This window comes from Kribbella sp. NPDC050459, assembly GCF_040655315.1.
In the GTDB taxonomy this organism is placed as follows: domain Bacteria; phylum Actinomycetota; class Actinomycetes; order Propionibacteriales; family Kribbellaceae; genus Kribbella.
Map to the genome: position 1 here is coordinate 329861 of NZ_JBFAJQ010000004.1, position 16131 is coordinate 345991.

Annotated in this window: 15 protein-coding genes; 8 read left to right on the forward strand and 7 right to left on the reverse strand. The window is 69.0% G+C overall.

The features are described 5' to 3' along the window. Positions 1 to 167 precede the first annotated feature (167 nt). From AB0I12_RS17580 to AB0I12_RS17595, 4 genes are all read left to right on the forward strand, one after another. Positions 168 to 764 (forward strand): winged helix-turn-helix domain-containing protein, encoded by a 597-nt coding sequence (locus AB0I12_RS17580; RefSeq protein WP_359930282.1) that lies wholly within the window; start codon positions 168 to 170, stop codon positions 762 to 764. A gap of 23 nt (positions 765 to 787) precedes the next feature. Continuing rightward, entirely contained in the window at positions 788 to 1939 is a 1152-nt protein-coding gene (locus AB0I12_RS17585; protein WP_359930284.1) for a threonine synthase, read from the forward strand. Positions 1940 to 2337: 398 nt separating this feature from the next. Then, the gene (locus tag AB0I12_RS17590; protein WP_359930286.1) at positions 2338 to 2577 is read left to right on the forward strand and encodes a hypothetical protein; all 240 of its coding nucleotides are present in this window, start codon (positions 2338 to 2340) and stop codon (positions 2575 to 2577) included. Next, positions 2574 to 3116, forward strand: a complete 543-nt coding sequence (locus AB0I12_RS17595; RefSeq protein ID WP_359930288.1) for a GNAT family N-acetyltransferase — start codon at positions 2574 to 2576, stop codon at positions 3114 to 3116. Before AB0I12_RS17590 ends, AB0I12_RS17595 begins: the two co-directional genes overlap by 4 nt. A 280-nt stretch (positions 3117 to 3396) precedes the next feature. On the opposite strand, the gene AB0I12_RS17600 is transcribed toward AB0I12_RS17595, so the two are convergent. Continuing rightward, positions 3397 to 5385 (reverse strand): alpha-1,4-glucan--maltose-1-phosphate maltosyltransferase, encoded by a 1989-nt coding sequence (locus AB0I12_RS17600; protein WP_359930290.1) that lies wholly within the window; start codon positions 5383 to 5385, stop codon positions 3397 to 3399. A gap of 201 nt (positions 5386 to 5586) precedes the next feature. Between AB0I12_RS17600 and glgP the strand changes: the two genes are divergently transcribed. Then, on the forward strand, positions 5587 to 8181 hold the full coding sequence (gene glgP / locus AB0I12_RS17605; RefSeq protein WP_359930293.1) for an alpha-glucan family phosphorylase: 2595 nt from the start codon (positions 5587 to 5589) through the stop codon (positions 8179 to 8181). 144 nt (positions 8182 to 8325) lie between these two features. On the opposite strand, the gene AB0I12_RS17610 is transcribed toward glgP, so the two are convergent. From AB0I12_RS17610 to AB0I12_RS17625, 4 genes are read right to left on the reverse strand one after another with little or no spacing between them, the layout of a single operon-like run. After that, positions 8326 to 9201: a transglutaminase-like domain-containing protein gene (locus AB0I12_RS17610; protein ID WP_359930296.1), complete on the reverse strand. Its 876-nt coding sequence runs from the start codon at positions 9199 to 9201 to the stop codon at positions 8326 to 8328. Beyond that, positions 9201 to 10022: a MerR family transcriptional regulator gene (locus AB0I12_RS17615; RefSeq protein ID WP_359930299.1), complete on the reverse strand. Its 822-nt coding sequence runs from the start codon at positions 10020 to 10022 to the stop codon at positions 9201 to 9203. The genes AB0I12_RS17610 and AB0I12_RS17615 overlap by 1 nt, the downstream gene beginning before the upstream one ends. Before the next feature lie 10 nt (positions 10023 to 10032). Continuing rightward, the gene (locus AB0I12_RS17620; protein ID WP_359930302.1) at positions 10033 to 10440 is read right to left on the reverse strand and encodes a hypothetical protein; all 408 of its coding nucleotides are present in this window, start codon (positions 10438 to 10440) and stop codon (positions 10033 to 10035) included. Continuing rightward, positions 10437 to 10850, reverse strand: a complete 414-nt coding sequence (locus AB0I12_RS17625; RefSeq protein ID WP_359930305.1) for a MarR family transcriptional regulator — start codon at positions 10848 to 10850, stop codon at positions 10437 to 10439. The genes AB0I12_RS17620 and AB0I12_RS17625 overlap by 4 nt, the downstream gene beginning before the upstream one ends. Positions 10851 to 10969: 119 nt before the next feature. Between AB0I12_RS17625 and AB0I12_RS17630 the strand changes: the two genes are divergently transcribed. From AB0I12_RS17630 to AB0I12_RS17640, 3 genes are read left to right on the forward strand one after another with little or no spacing between them, the layout of a single operon-like run. Beyond that, on the forward strand, positions 10970 to 12271 hold the full coding sequence (locus AB0I12_RS17630; RefSeq protein WP_359930308.1) for an alpha/beta fold hydrolase: 1302 nt from the start codon (positions 10970 to 10972) through the stop codon (positions 12269 to 12271). Further along, a complete protein-coding gene (locus tag AB0I12_RS17635; protein WP_359930311.1) occupies positions 12268 to 12759 on the forward strand; it encodes an RNA polymerase sigma factor in 492 nt (163 codons plus the stop codon). Before AB0I12_RS17630 ends, AB0I12_RS17635 begins: the two co-directional genes overlap by 4 nt. Further along, complete coding sequence (locus AB0I12_RS17640; RefSeq protein ID WP_359930314.1) at positions 12756 to 13208, forward strand: hypothetical protein; 453 nt, start codon at positions 12756 to 12758, stop codon at positions 13206 to 13208. Before AB0I12_RS17635 ends, AB0I12_RS17640 begins: the two co-directional genes overlap by 4 nt. Here AB0I12_RS17640 and AB0I12_RS17645 read toward each other — a convergent pair. Together AB0I12_RS17645 and glgX are read right to left on the reverse strand one after the other, a co-directional pair. Continuing rightward, positions 13147 to 13935, reverse strand: a complete 789-nt coding sequence (locus AB0I12_RS17645) for an SGNH/GDSL hydrolase family protein (protein WP_359930317.1) — start codon at positions 13933 to 13935, stop codon at positions 13147 to 13149. The two genes, AB0I12_RS17640 and AB0I12_RS17645, sit on opposite strands and share 62 nt — an antisense overlap. Positions 13936 to 14008: 73 nt before the next feature. After that, entirely contained in the window at positions 14009 to 16105 is a 2097-nt protein-coding gene (gene glgX / locus AB0I12_RS17650) for a glycogen debranching protein GlgX (protein ID WP_359930320.1), read from the reverse strand. Positions 16106 to 16131 lie beyond the last annotated feature (26 nt).

A 16131-nucleotide genomic window follows, 5' to 3' on the forward strand; every position in this document is an offset into this window, starting at 1 on the left:
CGGTATGTGACACCGCGCGCCTGACGAGGAATCTATGTGTCAGAACAACGTGGTAACAAGCACACTTGGTGAGCAAGATGTGACTAGCTGTCGCACGGATCGAAGCAAGATAGGCAAACCTTGGCAGTCCGTTGACGATCCCGGGCAGATGTTGACATCGTGACCAGATGGTCACCGCCCGTGAACCCGCCCCTCCGGACGCCGATCTGACAGAGAACTTCCCGCTGCTGATCGCGGTTTCGGCCTCGGCCGAGCAACGAGTCCGCTTGGCCGAGCTCGTCGACGACGTCGCGCCGTTGCTGCTGGTCTCCAGCCTCGACGAACTGCGCCGCCTGCTGGTTCCCGCGCAGCAACCGCCGCCCGGCGCGCCCGAGCAGCCCGAGCCGCCGGAGCCGGACGCGGTCGACGCCACGGCGGTCGGCGCCGGCGGCGAGGATCCCGACGCGGACGTGCTCACCATCGACCGGGCCCGCTCGGTCGCCCGCTGGCGCGACGGCGAGATCCAGCTGACCGACCTCGAGCAGGAGCTGCTCAGCCGGCTGATGTCGACGCCGCTGCGGGTCTGGTCGTACGACGCCCTGCACCACACCGTCTGGCGGGACGGCAGCGTCCGCGGCACCGCCGACGTCCACTCGGTGGTCAAACGCCTGCGCCGCAAACTCGACGACCTCGGCACGACGGTCACCATCGACGCCGTCCGCGGGATCGGGTTCCGGCTGACCGACCACCAGCGCCCGATGATCAGCGATCTGCGCGCGGGGTAGTTCGCGCGGGGTAGTTTCTCGATGTGACCTTCTCCGCGCTGAGTCATCTCGAATGCCCGCGTTGCGGGGCGACCCATGACGCCGACCAGATCATCGGCCTGTGCCCGTGCGGATCGCCGCTGCTCGCGCGGTACGGCGTACCCGCTGTCGACAAGGCGGATCTGGCGTCACGTGCGCCGGATCTCTGGCGGTATCACGAGCTGCTGCCGGTGCGGTCGCCGTCGAACGTGGTGACGCTGGGAGAGGGGATGACACCACTGCTGCCGATGACGCGGTACGGCGCCTCGATCGGCGTCGAGCGGCTGCTGATGAAGGACGAGGGGCTGATCCCGACCGGTACGTTCAAGGCGCGGGGCGCCGCGGTCGGGGTGTCGCGTGCCTACGAGGTCGGCGTACGGAAGATCGCGATGCCGACGAACGGGAACGCCGGGTCGGCCTGGGCCGCGTACGCCGCCCGCGCCGGGATGGAGGCGCTGATCGCGATGCCGATCGCCGCACCCGAGATCTGCCGGCGCGAGGTGGCCGCGGTCGGCGCCCGGCTGCAGCTCATCGACGGGCTGATCGGCGACGCCGCGGCGTACGTCCGGTCGCAGTCCGGGTACTTCGACGCGTCGACGCTCAAGGAGCCGTACCGGATCGAGGGCAAGAAGACGATGGGCCTGGAGATCGCCGAGCAGCTCGGGTGGTCGTTGCCGGACGTGATCGTCTACCCGACCGGCGGCGGTGTCGGCATCATCGGCATCTGGAAGGCCCTGACCGAGCTGCGCGACCTCGGCTGGATCTCCGGTCCGCTGCCGCGGCTGGTCGCGGTACAGTCGACCGGTTGCGCGCCGATCGTCCGCGCCTGGGAGAAAGGCTTGCCCGAGAGCGAACCCTGGCTCGACGCCCGAACCGTTGCCTTCGGCATCACCGTCCCCAAGGCCCTCGGCGACTTCCTCGTCCTGCAGGCGATCGCCGAGACCGGCGGCTGTGCAATCGCGGTCGACGACGAGGACATCCTCGCCGAACAACACCTGGTAGCCCGCCTGGAAGGCACCTTCATCTGCCCGGAGGGCGCCGCCAACTTCGCCGCCATCCGCGCTCTCCGCGACTCCGGCTGGATCACTGCGGACGACCAGGTGGTGGCTTTGAACACCGGCGCTGGGCTGAAGTACCCAGAGACCGTCGAGATCTAGCGGGAAGAACCAGCCCACGCGTGCTACGCAGCCGCTCCGTTCGTCGCTCCGCTCCTCACCGCGGCAGCTCCGCGCGCTCCCACCCACCCCCCGCTTAGCGCGGTGCATTTGCTTCCGGCTGGCGCCGTGGGCCCCCGGCTGGCGCCGTGGATTGCCGGCTACCGCCGGCGAGTTGCGAGCTGCCGCTCGCGGGCGACCACACCGCGCAGCCGGTCCTCCTGTCATGACGAGCAGGAATTCACGCGCCTGCTGGCGAGAAGTTCTGGCGTACCGCAAATCGAGGCTCGACGGGTCGCGCTGGTCCGTGTGGCGCTCTTTGCGGGTATTCGGTCCTGGCGCGCAGCCCTAGGCGCGTCAAGGTTGGGCGGCATCGAAGCCTCGCTCTTCTGTGGCCCGGTATGCGGCGTACGCGATCGACAACCACCGCACGACAGGCCAAAGCGCAGCTCGGCCAGGGGGATCTGGAGGAAGCGGTTGCCACCGCGATGTCGATCCAGCTCGAGCCGACCGGTCTGCACCCGCGGATCAACTCGATGCTTCAGGACTTCGGCAGCACACTGCGGATCGCCGCACCATCCAGCCACCCGGCCACCGCCTGGGACCATTACGAACACGACTCACTGAGGAAGCTTCTGTGACCCCTGACGGTATTGCGCTGCGCCACTCGACCGTGATTGACGACGTGTGGAGCACGTTGATCGAGGTGTATGCCGACGTACGTGCGGATCAGCTTCACCTGCCGAACTACTCGGTTGAGCGGTTCGGTGAACAGCTTGCCCGGCATGGATCCGATCCCGGTTGGGAGGTTGTCATCGGCTACGACGCGGAAGAGCCCGTCGGGTTTGCGTACGCGAACACGCTCACGCCCGACGACCGCTGGTGGCGCCGGATGACCACCGCGCTGCCCGACGGCTGCACCGCCATGCCGACCGTGGCAGTCAAAGAGATCATGCTGCGCAAGCCGTGGCGGGGTCAGGGGATTGCCCGGCTGATCCACGACGAGCTGCTCCGCGATCGGCCTGAGGAGCAGGTCTCGTTGCTGGTCAACGCGCTGAACGGCGACGGAAAGGTCAAGGCGCTCTACGAGTCCTGGGGCTACGAGCCGATCAGTACGCAGCAGCCGTCAGTCGACGGACCGATCCTCACCGCCATGCTTCGGCGAACTCGTCTTGCATGACGGTTGCCGGTTGAGTCGACATGTGCCGATGACCGGCGATGGGATTGGCCAGGTGCTGGGTTCTCGGTGATGTGCGAGCCCGGGACAAGTCAGTCCGGTCCGCCTCGGTTGTCCAGTGCGGCGGCGCCGGCGTCGCTGTCGCTCGCGAGCGCAGCGAGCAACTCGCCGGCGCCAGCCGGCAGCTAGGAATCCGGGCGCCAGCCCGGGGGTGGGTGGGAGCGGCGCGTAGCTCGGCGACGAAGGAGCCGTGCGTAGCACCGCGTTGGGCTGACCTACCCCGTCAGGCTTGGCCGCGGCGTACGGCGAGGATGTGGGCGGGCTCGCCGTTGGGGTCGAGGCGGATGTAATTGCTCTGGCCCCAGCGCCAGGTGGCGCCGCTGATTTCGTCGTAGACGGTGAAGGTGTCTTCGGGGCGCATGCCGAGGGCGGCCATGTCGAGGTGGACCATGGACTCGCGGACCGAATGCGGGTCGGTGTTCACCACGACGATGACGGTGTCGCTGTGTCCGTCGGCCGCGGTCGAGCGCTTCGAGTAGCACATGATCGCTTCGTCGTCGACGCTGTGCAGCGCCAGGTTGCGCAGCTGCTGCAGGGACGGGTGCCGGCGGCGGATGTTGTTGAGCAGCGTCAGGTACGGCGCCAGCGAGCGCCCCTCCGCCTCGGCTGCTTCCCAGTCCCGCGGGCGGAGCTGGAACTTCTCGGTGTCCAGGTACTCCTCCGAGCCGGGCCGCAGCGCGACATGCTCGAACAGCTCGTACCCCGCGTACACGCCCCAGGCCGGCGACGACGTCGACGCGATCGCGGCGCGGATCTTGAACGCGCCCGGTCCGCCGTACTGCAGGTACGCCGTGAGGATGTCCGGCGTGTTCACGAAGAAGTTCGGCCGCAGGTAATGCGCGCTCTCGCGAGTGAGCTCGGTCAGGTACTCCTCGAGCTCCCACTTCTCGTTGCGCCAGGTGAAGTACGTGTACGACTGGTGGAACCCGACCTTCGCCAGCTCGCGCATCATCGGCCGCCGGGTGAACGCCTCGGACAGGAACACCACGTCCGGGTCGGTCTTGCGGATCTCGCCGAGCAGGTACTCCCAGAAGTTGACCGGCTTGGTGTGCGGGTTGTCGACGCGGAACACCGTGACGCCCTTGGAGATCCACAGCTTCACGATCCGCAGCACCTCGGCGTAGATGCCTTCGGGGTCGTTGTCGAAGTTGATCGGGTAGATGTCCTGGTACTTCTTCGGCGGGTTCTCGGCGTACGCGATCGACCCGTCGGCGCGGACCGAGAACCACTTCGGGTGCTCCTTCACCCACGGGTGGTCCGGCGAGGCCTGCAGCGCCAGGTCGATCGCGACCTCGAGGCCGACCTCGCGGGCGCGGCCGACGAAGTACTCGAAGTCCTCGAAGGTGCCGAGCTCGGGGTGGATCGCGTCGTGGCCGCCGTCCTCGGAGCCGATCGCCCACGGCGAGCCCGGGTCGCCGGGCTTCGGGTCGAGGGTGTTGTTCGGGCCCTTGCGGAACGAGTGGCCGACCGGGTGGATCGGCGGCACGTAGAGGATGTCGAAGCCCATCTTCGCGACCGCTTCGAGCCGCTGCGCCGCGGTCCGGAACGTCCCGGACTTCCACTCACCGGCTTCTTCGTCGTACGTCGCACCCTCGGAGCGCGGGAAGAACTCGTACCAGCTGCCGTACAGCGCGCGGGTGCGGTCGACCCACACCGGGTACCTCTCGGAGGACGTGATCAGTTCGCGCACCGGGTACCGGCCGAGGGCCGCGCGGACCTGCGGCGAGATGCCCGCGGCCAGCCGGGCCTCCGGCGGCAGTGCGCCGTTGGCCAGCGCGTGCGCCGCGTCGCTCAGCGTGCCGCGATCCGCCCGGACAGCGGGCGGTACGCCGGCGGCCGCGCGGTCGAAGAACGCGGCGCCCTCGGCGAACATCAGGTCGACGTCCAGCCCGGCCGGGATCTTGATCTCGGCGTTGTGCCGCCAGGTGCCGTACGGGTCGCTCCAGCCCTCGACCGCGAACGTCCACGCGCCCTGCTCCTGCAGCGTCACGTCGACGGTCCAGCGATCGGTGCCCTGACCGACCGGGGTCATCAGCATGCGTCTGGTCTGCCCCGACGGCGAGGTCAGCACGACGTTCGCGTTCACGGCGTCATGGCCTTCCCGGAAGACCGTTGCCGCGATGGTGAACGTCTCGCCGACCGCTGCCTTCGCCGGATACGCTCCGGCGTCGACGGTCGGGGTGACGTCGGTGATCGGGATGCGCCCAGTCATGGCGTAGACGAACCTTCGCTTTCCGTAACGTGTGGGGCTTCGGATTCGGCGGGTTGGGTAACTACGTCGCGTACGACACTGCTGACGTTATCGGTTCCCAGTACCCCGCTGTGACACACCGGGCTGCAAAATCTTGCTCGCGTTGCAAGATCGATGCATCCCGAGGGTGTCTTGCGCACCGTTGCCCGGTACGGTGTCCCGGTGCGAGCGATACGACGATTCTCCGTCCGCCCTGTCCTGCCCGAGCCGCTGACCGGCCTGGGCACCCTGGTGAACAACCTCCGCTGGGCCTGGCACCCGGAGACGCAGGACGTCTTCGAGGCCGTCGACCCGCAGCTGTGGCGGAGCACCGGCGGTGACCCGGTCAAGCTGCTCGGCGAGGTCCCGGCGGCCCGGCTCGACGAGCTGGCCCACGACCACGCTTTCCTGCGCCGGCTCGAACTGGCCGTAGCCGACCTGGACAGCTACGTGACCGACGACCGGTGGTTCCAGACCGCGGGCGGTTCGCCGCTCGACGCGGTCGCCTACTTCTCCCCGGAGTTCGGCATCACACACGTGCTGCCGCAGTACTCCGGCGGTCTGGGCATCCTCGCCGGCGACCACCTGAAGGCCGCCAGCGACCTCGGCGTACCGCTGATCGGCGTCGGCCTGCTTTACCGGCACGGGTACTTCGCGCAGTCGCTGAACCGTGAAGGCTGGCAGCAGGAGCGCTACCCGCTGGTCGACCCGGACGGGCTGCCGATCAGCCTGCTCCGCGACGGTGACGCACCGGCGACCGTCACGCTGACCCTGCCCGGCAACCGCGAGCTGCACGCGCAGATCTGGGTCGCCCAGGTCGGCCGTGTGCCGCTGCTGATGCTCGACTCCGACATCGAGGAGAACGAGCCGTCCGAGCGCGAGGTGACCGACCGGCTGTACGGCGGTTCGACCGAGCACCGGCTGCTCCAGGAGCTGCTGCTCGGCGTCGGCGGCGTCCGCGCGGTCCGTACGTACTGCCGGATCACCGGCCACGCGGCGCCCGAGGTGTTCCACACCAACGAGGGGCACGCGGGCTTCCTCGGCATCGAGCGGATCCGTGAGCTTGCCGCCGGCAAGGACCTCGACTTCGACACCGCGCTCGAGGTCAACCGCGGCGGCACCGTGTTCACCACGCACACCCCGGTGCCGGCCGGTATCGACCGGTTCCCGGTCGAGCTGATCCAGCAGCACTTCTCGCCGGACGTGTTCGGCCCCGACGTCCCGATCGACCGGATCCTCGAGCTCGGCGCCGAGGACTTCGAGGGCGGCGACCCGGCGCTGTTCAACATGGCGATCATGGGCCTGCGACTCGCCCAGCGCGCGAACGGCGTGTCCAAGCTGCACGGCGTCGTCAGCCGCGGCATGTTCGCCGGGCTGTGGCCGAGCTTCGACCCGATCGACGTACCGATCACCTCGATCACCAACGGCGTGCACGCGCCGACGTGGGTGGCGCGCGAGGTCCACGACCTCACCTACGCCAACTACACGACCGAGGGCGACGAGGTGTTCGAGGGTCTGGACAAGACCACCGACGCCCAGATCTGGGAGACCAAGCGGCTGCTCCGGCAGCGGTTCATCGACGACACCCGCGCGCGGGTCCGGCAGTCCTGGCTGAACCGCGGCGCCAGCGAGGCCGAGCTCGGCTGGGTCGACCAGATCCTCGACCCGGACGTGCTGACGATGGGCTTCGCGCGCCGCGTCCCGTCGTACAAGCGGCTGACGCTGATGCTGCGCGACCCCGAGCGGCTGAAGGCGCTGCTGCTGCACCCGCAGCGGCCGGTGCAGATCGTCATCGCCGGCAAGGCGCACCCGCACGACGAGGGCGGCAAGAAGCTCATCCAGGAGATGGTCCGCTTCGCCGACGACCCGGAGGTGCGGCACCGGATCGTGTTCGTGCCGGACTACGACATCAAGCTCGCCCAGCCGATGTACCCGGGCTGCGACGTCTGGCTGAACAACCCGCTGCGTCCTTATGAGGCCTGCGGTACGTCGGGCATGAAGGCGGCGCTGAACGGCGCTTTGAACTTGTCCATCCGCGACGGCTGGTGGGACGAGTGGTACGACGACGAGTTCGGCTGGGCGATCCCGTCCGCCGAAGGGATCGAGGACACCGAGCGCCGCGACGACCTCGAGGCGCACGCGCTGTACGACCTGATCGAGAAGCAGGTCGCGCCGCGGTTCTACGACGGTGACGTGCCCGGCCGCTGGATCGAGATGCTGCGGCACACGATCAAGGAACTCGGCCCGAAGGTGCTCGCCACCCGGATGGTGCGCGACTACGTCGAGCAGCTGTACGTGCCGGCCGCCAAGTCGTCGCGGGCGCTCAACTCGACGTACGACGGTGCTCGCGAACTGGCCGCGTGGAAGCAGAAGGTCCGCGCGGCGTGGGCGCAGATCCGCGTCGACCACGTGGAGCTGCAGGGCCTCGGCGACGTACCGCAGCTCGGCACGACCGTCGGGATCCGCGCGTTCGCGGCGCTCGGCGACCTGGACCCGGCCGACATCTGCGTCGAGGTCCTGCACGGCCGCGTCGACACCAACGACGAGATCACCGACCCGGTCCGGACGTCGCTGTCGCTCGCCGAGACCTACGAAGGCAACCGGCACCGGTACGAGGGCGAGCTCAAGCTCGACCGCACCGGCCCGTTCGGCTACACGGTCCGCGTCGTCCCCAACCACGCCGGCCTCGCCAGCCCCGCCGAACTAGGCCTCGCCGCCGGCCCGTCCGACCCCGAGGACCCATCCACCCCCGACCTCCCCGCCGGCTCGGAATTCTGAGCCGTTCCACACAAAAGACACACCCCCGCCTGCCTCACCAGGCGGGGGTGTTTTGTCGCTGACCTGTGAACAACCCGCGGGGTCTGGAGACAAGCAATACCTTGTCTCCAGACCCCGGCGGGTGTGCTCGGCCGCGGGGAGGAGCTACGCGAGGTCCTTCCAGACATACTGGCCGCCGCTGGCCGGGGACGTCACGAAGGCTCGGCCGGTGAAGGTCAGGGCTGGATCCGTGCGGTAGAGGTCGTTGACCTCCTTGGTGGCCGCGTCGTCTCCGTTGTCGGAGGCAAGCATCAGGTCGGTGATTCGGTCGGTGAGGTCGAGGTCGGCGCCGTCGAGGGTGTCGGACATTCCGCCCCAGTTGTCCCAGAGCAGGAGCTCGTCGCCGTTCAGGTGGGCGAGCTGGTAGTGCACGTAGGTGCGGATGAACCAGCCGCCGTGCAGCTTCAGCGGTGCGTCCGGGTTCGGGTCGGCGCCGAACAGGTCGCCGTCGAGTACGCCGTCGCGGTAGCCGCGCCAGACCTCGGCCGCGGACCGGAACGGGCCGGCCGGCATGTCCGCGACGTCGAAGGTGAAGCGCGGGTCGGCCGGGTCCATCTCGGCGTCGATCATCACCCAGCGGTCGCCGTTCCAGTACTCCGCGACCACGTGGTCGTGGTCGAAACCCTCGGCGAAGTAGTTGCCGAATCCGACCCGGCTGCGGGCCGGGATGCCCTTGTGCCGCAGCATCGACACGAAAAGCAGCGTGTAGTCCCGGCAGCATCCGACAACCCGGTCGAACGGTTCGCGCGGCACCGCGAGCGCCGTACCGTTGCGCTTCTGGTCGGTGGCGACAATCGCCGATACCCAGCGATTGTCGATCTCGGCGAGCCGGTCACCGGTGAACTCGATCCCGCCGGCGCGGTAGTGGATCAGCAGGTTCCGAACCACCGCGGCGATTCCGGGGATGTCGTCCGGCAGCGCGTCGAACAGTCCGGCGTGTACGCCGGGATCGCTGAAGCGAGTCTGCATCGCGTAGTCCATCAAAGGTTCCTCTCCAGAATGGGCAGTGCGATGTCGACGGCCGGTTCGTCACGGGGGAGCAGGTGGCAGTCCGGGCGGTAGATCTCGCGCGGCGGACCCGCATCGGGGGTGCCGGACGCGCGTGCCCAGTCGTAGACGAGGTCGTACGCGAGCATGATCCGCGGGTACGCGCACTCGTCCATCGTGATCGTGCAGTACGCCTCCCGGTGCGCCGGCTCGACACGGATGCCGATCCGGCCGGACGGGTCCACAAGGCCGTCGAACGGCAGGCAGATCTCGACCGTCGCCTCGGCCTCCGGTGTCACGGCGCCGTGGAAGATCACCCACGAACCGACGTCCGCGGCCGCGCCGCAGGAACGCAGGTACGACATGATCTCGTCGGTGCACGTCACGAGGTTCCCGACCAGCATCTGCTGATCGGTGTCGACCCGGATGGACGCGATCTTGGTCGCCGGCACTTCTCTGGTCAGCACCGGTCGCGGCGCGAGCCCCGACGTCCCCGACCGGGTCAGCCGGTCCCGCAGGTACCCCAGCGTCGCCCGGCGTGCCGCGGTGGTCGCCTCCTCGGCGGCCCACCACCGGTCGAGCCGGATCAACGCCTCCTCGTCGGTCCCCGCGAGGACTTCGGCGATCGTCGTCAGCGGCATGTCCAACTGCCGCAGCACACTGATCCGCCGCGCCCGCTCGAGCTGACTCTCGTCGTACCGGCGGTACCCGTTCGCCGGATCCACCTGCGCCGGCGCCAGCAGCCCTGACACGTCGTACAGCCGCAGGGCTTTGTGTGAAAGCCCTGCCCGCCGCCCGAACTCGCTGATCGTCAACACGCGACCATCACACCCCCTGCCCCTGGGGCAGAGTAAAGGGGAACGCCTTCACATCCGGCTCGACCCACCCGGTCCGCGCGGCAGGCGACGCCAGACCCCGCGAACTGTAGAACCGCGTCAGCAGCCGCTTGTCGAGCAGACCGGGGTTGCGCCGTACCAGCTCGTCGAAATCACCCGGCGCCTCAGCCATGTGGTACGCCGTCAGCTCGACCCAGGCCCGGCTCACGGTCGCGTTGTACTTCTGCGGCACCCCGGCGTACCGCGCCGTGCGACGGATCCCGTCACTGATCAGCTCGACCGCCCCAGCAGTCCCACAGCGCCGTACGGCAAGCCACGTCAACCGCACATGCTCTCGATGCCCGAAGCGTGCGGCGGTCGACATCACCTCTTCCATCAGCTCGTCGAAGACGCTCATGACGCCGCCAACGCGCTCAGCACCCGCCGGGCCTGCTTGACCGCGGACTCCGGTACGCCGTCCAACGCCCGCGACTCCACCGCCGCGAACGCCTCAGAGATCCGCGCCTGACTCCGCGCCCCGCGCGGGGTCAGCCAGATCTCCACCGCCCGCCGGTCACCTGCGTGCGCGGCCCGGGCCAGCAGGCCCTTGTCCGAGAGCCGATCGAGTACGCCGGTCAGCGTCGTCGGCCGGACGCCCGCAGCCACCCCGATCTCGGAGACCGTCCGCGGCTTGTCGTCAGCGAGATTCGCCAGCACGTTCAACTCAGAAGCCGTCAGCTTCAGATCGGCCAGCTCCGTCGCGAGCACCTGCAACGTCACATGCGTGGCCCGCTGCAGCAACACCAGCAACAACTCGTCACTTTCCACGGATCCAGATTATCCGGATCCGTAGTAATTGCCTAGGTGTTTCTGTGAGCCGCCTCACGCCGGGGAACGTCTGCCTGGATGACCTCCTCTTCTGGGTGTCCGAACAACGAGGAGGGGTCATGCGACGGATTGTTGCCGGAGTGCACATCGCGCTCGCGGCGCTGCACGTCTACTGGGCGACAGGATCGACTTGGCCTGCAGGCGATGAGCGGAGCCTGTCGCTGGCGGTTCTGAACGCTCCGGTCAGCTTCGCGCCGGCAGTGGTGTTGCCTCTCGCAGCACTGCACCTGTTCTTGGCGGGCGCAGTACTCACCAGTGCACGCTGGAGCCTCAGCAGGCTCGTGGTAGGCGGTCTGGCGGCGGGGCTGGCGGCACGCGCGGCTATTGGGCTGGTGTGGATCACTGGTGCGGGCGACGCGGGTCGTGCCTTCTACTGGCTCAACCTGGTGCTCTACACGCCGCTGTGTATCGCCCTGTGTCTTGCAGACTTGAAGATGCTAAGGATGCGGCGGCTGAAGGTAGCTGTCGTCGCGGGCCCGGTGGCTGTCGTACTGGTAGGCGCGTTGGTTGCCTACGGGTACCAGGCGACGGAGCAGCCCCACCCAAGCGCGTCGGCTGACTCCCGCTACGTGGACACTCCACTGGCGCGTGTGCACTACCTACAGCGGGGCAGCGGTTCACCGGTGGTCCTGCTGGCGCCGGGCGCTTCACCTGCCGCCGCGTGGGACACCGAGCTGAACGCGCTGGCACAGCAGCACACGGTCTACGCAGTCGACCTCCCAGGGCAAGGTGAGACACGTCTGCACGACAAGGCGTTCCCGTTCGACCTGGACGGCATGACGCAGGCGCTAGGTCAGTTCCTCGACGCCCTGCATCTCCAGAGCGTCGCACTTGCCGGCAACTCATGGAGCGGTGGCTGGGGCCTCGCTTATGCGCAGCGGCACCCGGAGCGGGTCAGCAAGCTCGTCCTGCTCGCTCCCACAGGCCTGGACGAACCGGACGCCTGGAGTTGGGAGATTCTCAAGCTCCCGCTGGTCGGCGAGGCGCTCGCGAAACTCGGGACCGGCCGCGGCACGGTCGAGTCCGCGGTCCGTGGCCTGTTCGTGCACAAGGACCTGGTCACGCCGCAGCTCGTCGACGCGATGTGGATCCCCGGAACGTATCGTGACAACGTGCGATCCCTGTACGCGCTCGAGCGCGGTCTCGACTGGAGCGTCACGGAACGCGCACTGCCGTCGACCCGGCAGCCGACGCTCGTGGTCTGGGGTGACCACGACACGATCCTGCCGGTCGAGCAGGCCGCCCGCTTCGGGAAGCTGTTGCCGAACGCAACCGTGCACGTCCTCCCCGGCTGCGGTCACGCGCTCACCGTCGACTGCCCCGGCCAGGTGTCACGGCTGCTGGCCGCCTTCGTCGAATGATCGAGGCGGCGAGGGTCCGCGCGGCCCAGCGCGGTGACAGCGTGGCGATGAACGACGTCCTGGACGCGTTGACGCCGTACGTCGGGAAGATCTGCGGGCCGATCGCGCTGGCCGACGGGCCGGACGCGGCGCAGGAGGCGCTGATCGCGATCTTCCGGGGACTCCACAGCCTGCAGGAACCCGCGGCGCTGTTCGGCTGGGCGCGTGCGATCGCCGTCCGCGAGGCGATCCGGGTCGCGCGGCGCGGGCAGCGGCAGCAGCCGGCCGAGCTCGCGGATGTCCCGGCCGCGGACGATCCGCAGCTTGCGATCGACGTACAGGACGTGCTCGAAAGGCTGTCGCCCGAGCACCGGGCGGTCCTGGTGCTGCGAGACCTCGAAGGACTGGACGAACAGGCAGCGGCCGCCGTGCTGGATGTCCCGCCGGGTACGGCGAAGTCCCGGCTGCACCGCGCGCGGGCGAGCTTTCGGAAGGCGTGGAGATCATGAACTGGCCACAGGTGGAACTCACGGACGTCGAGCGGTTCCGGGCGCTCGCGGCCGGTGTGCCGGGTGCGGCGGTCACCGAACGCGTCCTCCCGTACGAGCCCGGCCAGGTGAAGGCGATGCTCGCCGATCTCGACGTCTTCGCCGAGATCCACGCGGATCTGGAGTCGGCGACCCTGCTGGAGCGCGACGGCGACCGGGTCGTCGTCCGGGCGAAGGGAGCCCGGGGACAACGCGCACGGCTGGAAGGTCAGTTCCGTCCGGGCTGGTGCTGGCTGCAGAGCCGCTTCGTGATCATCGGTACGGCGGTCGCCGCCGAACCGGGCGGCGGCACGCGTGTTGCGCTGACCGGAGGCATTCGCGTACCGGGCCGGGCTGCGATCGTCCCGATCAGGGTGCGACAGGAGAGCGCCAAGACGCTGGACCGGCTGCAGCGGTTGCTGGAAGGTTGAGCAGGCCTGCCGGGAGTGCGGCGAGGAGGGCGTCGGCGTGGCGACGGTAGCCGAGGTTGTTGGGGTGGAACGCGTCGGGGGCGAGCAGGCCGCGCCACGGTGGGCGGGCGTATCGCGACACCTCGGCGACCGGCAGGCCGCGGGACGTGGCTGTGGTGCTGATCAGCTGGTTGATGCCCGACACGTACGGGCTCACCGCGCCGCCGATCCGCCAGAGCCGGTCCGGCACCGTCAGGTCCATCACGACAGATGACGAAGGGAGCCGGTCGATCACCTGGTGCAGGCGGTCGCGGAAGCGCTTCGGCGGTGTGGCCAGGATGTCGTTGTTGCCGATGCCGCAAGTGACCAGGGCCGGAGTCAGTCCGTCCAGCAACGGGAGCTGGTCGTCCAGCACGTGCTGGGTCTGCGCACCGGACCGTGAGAGGTTCAGCACCCGCCACGGCGTGCCCTTACGGCGCAGGGCGTTCAGCACCTGGCCGACGTACCCGTGCAACGGCGAGGACGCGCCAAGTCCTTGCGCGGTCGAGTCTCCGAGCACGACCCAGAGCGGCCCGTCGCCGGTCAGCGTCAGAGAGTTCTGCTGCGTCCAGTACTCGGCGTACGTCCGCGCCTGGACGTCGACGAGCGCCACGCCGTCCACCCAGCGCTGGATCGCCAGCCGCGAGCTGGTCCGCTCCGCCTCGCCCCACCGCATGATCGCGCGATGCAGCGCTCCGATCGGTGTCATCGATCCCCCCAGCACATGAACGGCAGGTGACCGACGAATGTACAGGCGGAAGGTTAACAACCTCTTCGACGGCTCAGAGCGCGCGCAGCAGCACCAGGCAGCGGGGAGCGAGCGGCACTGTCGCGCCGGCCTCCACCTCGGTCACCATGCTGTTGCTGGTGTCCAGCACGACCTCGTAAGCCGGTGCCCACGACGCGTCCGGTACGACGACATTGCGCGTCTCCGGTGTCGCGTTCAGAGCCAGCAGGAACGAACTGTCGGTCAGCGCGTTGCCCTCGGCGTCGGTCGCTCGCAGCGCATCGCCCCGCAGGAACATGCCGATCGTCCGGAGGCTGCCGTCGAACCAGTCCGCGTCGGTCATCTCGCCGCCGTGCGGTGCGATCCACGACAGGTCCTTGCGGCCGCCCGACACCACCGGCTGACCGGAGAAGTAGTGCCACTGGCGCAGCGCGGGGTGTGCGGCGCGCAGTGCCAGCAGCTTCTTCGTCAGCTCGAGGTGATCGGACCACGCGGCCGGCAGCGACCAGTCGAACCAGGACAACGAGCTGTCCTGGCAGTAGGCGTTGTTGTTGCCGTGCTGCGTGCGTCCGCACTCGTCGCCGGCGGTGATCATCGGGACGCCGGTCGACAGGATCAGCGTGGACATCAGGTTCGCCATCTGCTGCTTGCGCAACGCGATCACGCCGGCGTCGTCGGTCTCGCCCTCGACGCCGCAGTTCCAGGAGCGGTTGTCGTCGGTGCCGTCCCGGTTGTCCTCGTGGTTCGCCTCGTTGTGCTTGTGGTCGTAGCTGACCAGGTCCCGCAGCGTGAACCCGTCGTGCGCGGTGACGAAGTTGATCGACGCGTACGGGTAGCGGCCGTCGTCGCCGTACAGGTCGCTGGACCCGGACAGCCGGTAGGCGAGGTCCTTCACGCCGTCGGAGGTGTTGCGCCACACGTCGCGGACGCTGTCGCGGAACTTGCCGTTCCACTCCGACCACGGCGGCCCGAAGTTGCCGACCTGGTAGCCGAACGGGCCGACGTCCCACGGCTCGGCGATCAGCTTCACCCGGCCCAGCACCGGGTCGGCGGCCACCTCGGCGAGGAACGGGTGGTCCGGGATGTCGACCTCGTGCCGCTCGTTGCGCACCAGTGTGACGGCCAGGTCGAACCGGAACCCGTCGACGCCCATCTCCTCGACCCAGTACCGCAGCGAGTCCATCACCAGCCGCCGGACCTGCGGATGCGACGTGTCGACCGAGTTGCCGGTCCCGGTCACGTCGTACATCGCGGCGCCGTGCGCGAGCCGGTAGTAGGCGCGGTTGTCGATCCCGCGGAAGCTCAGGGTCGGTCCGTCGAAGCCGCCCTCGGCGGTGTGGTTGTAGACGACGTCGAGGATGACCTCGATGCCCGCGGCATGGAACGCGGCCACCATCGCCTTGAACTCGGCCACCTGCTCGCCGCGCGAACCCGACGACGAGTACGGCGCGTGCGGCGCGAAGAAGCCGAGTGTGTTGTAGCCCCAGTAGTTCGGCAGGCCGCGCGCCGCGATCGAGGGCTCGGTCAGGAAGTGGTGGATCGGCAACAGCTCGACCGACGTCACCCCGAGCTCGGTCAGGTACCTGATCACCGACGGATGCGCGAGCCCGGCGTACGTGCCGCGCTGGTGCTCGGGTACGTCGGGGTGCAGTTGCGTGAAGCCCTTGGTGTGCAGCTCGTAGACGACCGTCTCGCCCCAGTGCACCGGCTTGCTGATCGGCGGCGGGGGATCCGACGGCGCGACGACCACGCCGACCGGCACGTGCCCGGCCGAGTCGGCGTCGGAGGAGTCGTAGATCACCGGGCTCGCGTAGTCCAGGGCTCCGTCCACCGCCCGCGCGTACGGGTCGAGCAGCAGCTTCGACGGGTTGAAGCGCAGGCCGTGCGACGGATCGAACGGGCCGTGCACGCGGTACCCGTACCGCTGCCCGGCGCCCACGCCGGGCACGAACCCGGTCCAGAACTCGCCGGTGTGGGTCAGATCCAGGTTCCGCTGGCTGCCGTCGTCGGCGATCAGCGCGAGCTCGACGCGCTCGGCCGCCGGGGCCCACAGCGTGAACGTGGTGCCATCGGTCTGGACCACTGCGCCGGGACGCGGAGCGGTGCCGGCGGACAAGCCGGCAGCATCCGGGGCGGCGGTCGCTTCTGTCACCGGGACATTCTGCACAGGTCGCTGCC